This window comes from Phytobacter sp. V69 (assembly GCF_965644215.1).
Taxonomy (GTDB): Bacteria; Pseudomonadota; Gammaproteobacteria; order Enterobacterales; family Enterobacteriaceae; genus Phytobacter.
In genome coordinates this window covers 1-5658 of the sequence record NZ_CBFFRL010000248.1, presented here as the reverse complement: position 1 = coordinate 5658, position 5658 = coordinate 1, and the positions used below count along the sequence as shown (strand labels likewise).

Annotated in this window: 6 protein-coding genes and 1 tRNA gene; 4 read left to right on the top strand and 3 right to left on the bottom strand. The window is 51.3% G+C overall.

What is annotated here, in order from left to right:
* Nucleotides 1-14: 14 nt before the first annotated feature.
* On the bottom strand, nucleotides 15-950 hold the full coding sequence (locus tag ACSZPU_RS22655; RefSeq protein WP_499003412.1) for a tyrosine-type recombinase/integrase: 936 nt from the start codon (nucleotides 948-950) through the stop codon (nucleotides 15-17).
* A gap of 179 nt (nucleotides 951-1129) precedes the next feature.
* Nucleotides 1130-1205 (bottom strand) — tRNA-Asn (locus ACSZPU_RS22650).
* Nucleotides 1206-1537: 332 nt separating this feature from the next.
* Between ACSZPU_RS22650 and nac the strand changes: the two genes are divergently transcribed.
* Nucleotides 1538-2455 carry a nitrogen assimilation transcriptional regulator NAC gene (nac, locus tag ACSZPU_RS22645; protein WP_499003409.1) on the top strand — a complete coding sequence of 306 codons (918 nt, stop codon included), beginning with the start codon at nucleotides 1538-1540 and terminating at the stop codon, nucleotides 2453-2455.
* Between the two features lie 101 nt (nucleotides 2456-2556).
* Complete coding sequence (gene cbl, locus ACSZPU_RS22640) at nucleotides 2557-3507, top strand: HTH-type transcriptional regulator Cbl (protein ID WP_041851852.1); 951 nt, start codon at nucleotides 2557-2559, stop codon at nucleotides 3505-3507.
* Between the two features lie 49 nt (nucleotides 3508-3556).
* Here cbl and ACSZPU_RS22635 read toward each other — a convergent pair whose 3' ends face one another.
* A complete protein-coding gene (locus tag ACSZPU_RS22635) occupies nucleotides 3557-4033 on the bottom strand; it encodes a GNAT family N-acetyltransferase (RefSeq protein WP_499003404.1) in 477 nt (158 codons plus the stop codon).
* 91 nt (nucleotides 4034-4124) lie between these two features.
* Here ACSZPU_RS22635 and ACSZPU_RS22630 point away from each other — a divergent pair, with 91 nt between their 5' ends.
* Both ACSZPU_RS22630 and ACSZPU_RS22625 read left to right on the top strand, forming a co-directional pair.
* Nucleotides 4125-5048 carry a LysR family transcriptional regulator gene (locus ACSZPU_RS22630; protein ID WP_499003403.1) on the top strand — a complete coding sequence of 308 codons (924 nt, stop codon included), beginning with the start codon at nucleotides 4125-4127 and terminating at the stop codon, nucleotides 5046-5048.
* Nucleotides 5049-5355: 307 nt separating this feature from the next.
* Nucleotides 5356-5592, top strand: a complete 237-nt coding sequence (locus ACSZPU_RS22625; RefSeq protein ID WP_499003400.1) for a DUF6387 family protein — start codon at nucleotides 5356-5358, stop codon at nucleotides 5590-5592.
* Nucleotides 5593-5658 lie beyond the last annotated feature (66 nt).

The window sequence follows — 5658 nt, the reverse complement described above, 5'->3', positions numbered from 1 at the left end:
ATAATACAGCTCAGCTAAGGTAAGGCTAATACAGCTAAGGACTCCACTGAACCCCACCGATTAAATCGCACCTTCCACAGAGGAACATAATGTTTCCTACGCATTTTGGCACCACGCCCTGAATGCTTGATACCTTCAATGGCTTCACGTTGTTCTGGAATAACCCACAAACCGCTTTTGAAATCGATCTCTGACCAACGGGCAAAGCGAAGTTCACTGGAACGGACAAAAATCAGCAAATTGAGTTTTATCGCCAATTGGGTCAGTCTGCTACGGCCTTTATAGGCTTCGATACGTTCCAGCAGGGTAGGTATCTCTTCCAGTTCGATAGCGGGGCGGTGTTCGGTCTGAGGCTTCTGAACTGCCCCTTCCAAATCATAGGCTGGATTGAAACGGATCATCTTTTGCTGGACGGCATAACGCATGATGGCAGTGGCGTACTGTTTCACCCGCATAGCAATTTCAAGATAACCCAGCTTTTCTATCTTTTTGATGGGAACCAGCAGATCGCCTGTATCTAGTTCAGCTATGTCTTTGTTACCGATGTCAGGGAACAGGTAGGTTTCGAGTCGTGTCCATACCGAACGCTGATAATCTTCTGACCAAGTAGTTTTGGTGGCAAACCAGCTCTTAGCAACAGTTTTGAAAGCGCGGGTATTGTTACGTCGCTCTTGAATAGTTTTGTTGTCAGCCTGCTTTTTAGCGCTGGGGTCAACGCCAGCCGCTAACAGCTTTTTTGCCTCATCCCGGCGTTGCCTTGCATCAGCCAGAGAAACAGCAGGATAGACGCCAATGGAAAACACCTTCTGTTTTCCTTCGAAGCGATAGCCTAACTGCCAGTATTTTGAACCGCTTGGATGAACCAGTAAGTAGAGGCCGAACCCGTCAGTAAGCTTTACCGCCTTTTCTGACGGCTTGGCATTTTTTACTTTAGTATCAGTAAGTGGCATGACGGTTCCCTCTGATTGCTGGTAAAAACGAAATCGAACCAGCTTTACCAGTATTTTTACCAGCAAAAGGGTATGGCTTCGAGCGTTTTTTGGTGAACGAGGGCGAACCTGAAGAAGGGGATAACCCATTGATAAAAAGCAAAAAAGCAGACGTCGGTGAACGTCTGCTTTCTCTAAATTGGCTCCTCTGACTGGACTCGAACCAGTGACATACGGATTAACAGTCCGCCGTTCTACCGACTGAACTACAGAGGAATCGTGTGAACGGGGCGAATATTAGCGATGCCTGATCGCCTTGTCAAAGGCTGCAATACCTTTCTCATACTGTTTGCCGACTATTTCAACAATGCGCCTGCGAGATAAACAATTCGCAGATTATTTGCACCATCATGAGGCAGAGGAGTCTCTTATGGGGCATTGGGCAAACCACTGTTTCAGTAATCATTCCCCCTCTGGCTATCAGAATCTCTTATTATCCAGCCTGTTAGCGATGGTCAGATGACTTATCTAAAACTGGCAAGCATATTGCAACTCCTCCGACAACATGACTGCCGGCGTTGGCACTGGTATTCCGAACAGGAGGCAAAATGAACTTAAGACGCCTGAAATACTTCGTAAAAATCGTCGATATCGGCAGCCTGACTCAGGCCGCTGAGGTACTGCATATCGCGCAGCCCGCACTGAGCCAGCAGGTGGCTACACTCGAGGGCGAACTGGATCAGCAACTGTTGATTCGCACCAAGCGCGGCGTGACGCCGACCGAGGCGGGCAAGATCCTCTACGCTCATGCGCGGACTATCCTGCGTCAGTGCGAACAGGCACAGCTGGCGGTGAACAACGTGGGGCAATGCCTGCGCGGGCAGGTCTCTATTGGCCTGGCTCCGGGTACGGCGGCGTCTTCCGTGACCATGCCGCTGCTGCAGGCGGTGCGTTCAGAATTACCGGAAGTGACCGTCTATCTGCATGAAAACAGCGGTACGGTACTGAACGACAAACTGCTGAGTGGGCAACTTGATATGGCCGTGCTGTACGAGCGAGCACCGGGCTCCGGCATCACCAGCTTACCGCTGCTGAAAGAAGATCTGTATCTGGTTGGGACGCGCGATTGCCCAGGGCAAAGCATTGATTTGACGGCAGTTGCCGAGATGAACCTGTTCCTGCCACGCGATTACAGCGCGGTGCGTTTGCGCGTTGATGAAGCGTTCTCTCTACGTCGTCTGACGGCAAAAATCATCGGTGAAATCGAATCCATCTCCACCCTGACTGCGGCGATTGCCAGTGGCATGGGCGTGACCGTGTTGCCGGAATCCGCTGCCCGTTCGTTGAGCAGTGCGGCCAATGGCTGGATGGCTCGTATCACGACGCCATCAATGAATTTACCGCTTTCTCTGAACGTTTCTGCCCGCGGTACGCTCTCTCCACAGGCGCAGGCGGTAAAAGATATTCTTATGTCTCTGGTGAGCCGTCCGTCGATGGATAGCCAGGAGTTGCAGCTGGTGAGTTAAGCGTTATTCCATTACGGAATAACATGCTGGTTTTTATTATTTGTTCTGCCAGGCCTCAGACTTTAACAATAGCGTCATGTCTGATGGCCCTGGAGGGAAGGGTGAATTTCCAGCAACTGAAAATTATCCGGGAAGCGGCGCGCCGGGATTATAATCTCACCGAAGTCGCCAACATGCTTTACACATCGCAATCCGGGGTGAGTCGTCATATCCGCGAGCTTGAAGAAGAGCTGGGGATTGAGATTTTTATCCGACGGGGCAAACGGCTGCTGGGGATGACCGAGCCGGGTAAAGCGTTGTTGGTGATTGCCGAACGCATTCTCAACGAGGCGAGCAACGTGCGCCGCCTCGCTGACCTCTTCACTAACGATACCTCCGGCGTGTTGACGATTGCGACCACGCATACGCAGGCGCGTTACAGTCTGCCGACGGTTATCAAATCGTTCCGCGCGCTGTTTCCCGAAGTTCGCCTTGAGCTGATTCAGGGGACGCCGCAGGAGATTGAGACACTACTGCACAATGGCGGTGCGGATATCGGCATCGCCAGTGAGCGACTCAGCAATGACAGTACGCTTGCGGCATTTCCGTGGTTCCGCTGGCATCACAGCCTGCTGGTTCCCAAAGATCATCCGCTACTGCAAACCTCTCCGCTTACGCTTGAGGAGATTAGTCGCTGGCCGCTTATCACCTATCGGCAGGGGATCACCGGGCGTTCCCGTATCGATGAAGCCTTTGGCCGTAAAGGCCTGCTGCCGGATATCGTGCTCAGCGCGCAGGACTCGGATGTCATCAAAACCTATGTCGAGCTGGGTCTGGGCGTGGGGCTGGTGGCCGAACAGTCGAGCGGGGAAAACGAAGAGGGCAAACTGGTGCGCCTGGACACGCGGCATCTGTTCGATGCCAACACCGTCTGGCTTGGGCTTAAGCGTGGTCAGCTGCAGCGCAACTACGTCTGGCGCTTTATCGAACTCTGCAACGCGGGGCTGTCGGTTGAGGATATCAAACGTCAGGTGATGGAGCCGGACGAAGAGGTTATCGATTACCAGATTTGAAAATCCATATCCCCCGCGTACTGATGCGTCGGGGGATATGCGTTACAGGTTATTCCGCGAAGTTCAGCAGCGCTTCACCATCAAGACGATAGCGTACCCACTCGTTTTGCGGCAGTGCGCCGATGCTCAGGTAGAAATCAATCGCCGGTTTGTTCCAGTCGAGCACGTTCCATTCCAGACGACCACACTTACGCTGTACCGCGCACTGTGCGATGTATTTCAGCAAGGCTTTTCCCGCGCCCACGCCGCGATAATCCGGTGAAATGTAGAGATCTTCCATGTGAATACCGTTGCGCCCAAGCCAGGTGGAATAGCTGGTGAAGAAGACCGCGTAGCCGGCCACTTTGCCGCCGATCTCGCAGATCAGCGCTTCGGTTTTACTGTCAGCACCAAACAGCGTTGCGTTGATTTCATCTGGGGTGGTCACCACTTCTTCCGGGGCTTTTTCGTATACCGCCAGTTCATAAATCATGTCATAGATTGCATTTGCGTCTGTCGGGCGGGCCTGGCGAATCGTGATGCTCATTTCTCTTCCTGTCTGTTGTGCATGGGTTCAAATTGCTGGCGTTAAGCATAAGGGTTATTGTTAAAAGAATTAAGTGCAATGAAATCACCGGTTGATGAATATTATGCATCATGCTCTGCGACGTCTTGATCTGAACCTTTTACCCGTTTTCGACGCCATCTATCGCCACCGTTCCGTCAGAGCGGCCGCAGAAGAACTGGCGATGAGTACCTCTGCGCTTAGCCATGCGCTCTCCCGGCTGCGCATTACGTTAAACGATCCGCTGTTTTACCGTGAAGGCCACCGGATGTGCCCGAGCGTCTATGCAAGCCAGCTCGCGCCGTCCATCGCCTCGGCGTTAAAGTCCCTGAATCAGGAACTGACGCCGCAGCCGGCGTTTGAAGCCGCATGCAGTGCCGATTGCTTTCAGATTGCGATAACGGATTTCACCGCGTTTTGTATTTTTCCGGCGTTAATGAATCGGCTGCAGGCGACGGCGCCAGGCCTGAGATTTGAACTGCGTTATTTGCCCCACAGCCCGGCGCTGACGGAATTGCTCGCCGGGGAGATTGATCTGGCGCTGGGGTTCAGCGCACCGGATGATGTGGAGCATCCTGAACTGGATGAAATAGTCTGGTTTGAAGATGAGTATGTCGTCATCAGTAACCGCCATCGCACCCGACTGACGCTGGAGGATTACCTCGCGGCCCGGCATTTAGTTGTCACTCCCTGGAACGAGAAGCAGGGCATTCTGGATTTGCAGCTGGAGCGGATGGGGCACACGCGGCAGGTGACAATAAAAACGCCCTCAATGCTCAGTGCGCCGTTTATTATCGAGCAGAGCGACCTGCTGCTTGCTATCCCGCGTTTTGCTGCCGGGAAGATGAAACAGGCGGCGCAATTAGCGATCTTCGATCTGCCCTTTGCCGTTCCCCCGTTTGAGGTGAAAATTTACTCGCATAAACGCAGCGGTAAGCGGGCGGCAACGGACTGGCTTAAAGGCGAGTTGCAGGCACTGGCGGGGAAGGGGATGTGATGCCAGAAAAGCAAAAACCCGCTTAAGTTACCTTTAGCGGGTTTTCTAAATATGGCTCTCTGACTGGACTCGAATGCATTTTTAAACTCCTGTTTTATATAGTTAATTTATAATAACATAATTTATGTAACAACATTTGTACCATCATTTGTATTTAAAAATAATAAAAATGTCAATTATATTCAATTAATTACGTCAGTTTACGTCAGTAGACATCACTGACAATTGCTACCTCAGAAAATCAAACCTGTCAACTTTTGGAAACCGCTATCGTATAGTAACAGCCTGTTTATAAGAGGGATTACCGATGGCAACCGCAGCAAAAAAAGTTGAGTTAACAAAATGGTTTAAGCCTGAAAATTATAATGTTTTAAAAGACATCACCGTTATGCAACTTTGCCAGGAGATCCGCAAACGGAAAGCAATGTTTGACGAACTGGAAGAAGCGCTGGAAAGCGATGAACCTGAATGGTGTGTGAGTCAGGCTAATCCTGAAGAAAGGGATTTAATCCTCTCAGGGAAACCCTTGTTGGCTTCTAGATAGTGTCGTCACGAGGATAAAAATCATTGATAATAGGGCCTTCTAATCAGAAGGCCCTATTATCATGAC

Coding starts and splice junctions, on each gene's coding strand:
- ACSZPU_RS22655 (WP_499003412.1), bottom strand. CDS start 950: ATGCCACTTACTGATACTAAAGTAAAAAATGCCAAGCCGTCAGAAAAG.
- nac (WP_499003409.1), top strand. CDS start 1,538: ATGAACTTAAGACGCCTGAAATACTTCGTAAAAATCGTCGATATCGGC.
- ACSZPU_RS22635 (WP_499003404.1), bottom strand. CDS start 4,033: ATGAGCATCACGATTCGCCAGGCCCGCCCGACAGACGCAAATGCAATC.
- ACSZPU_RS22625 (WP_499003400.1), top strand. CDS start 5,356: ATGGCAACCGCAGCAAAAAAAGTTGAGTTAACAAAATGGTTTAAGCCT.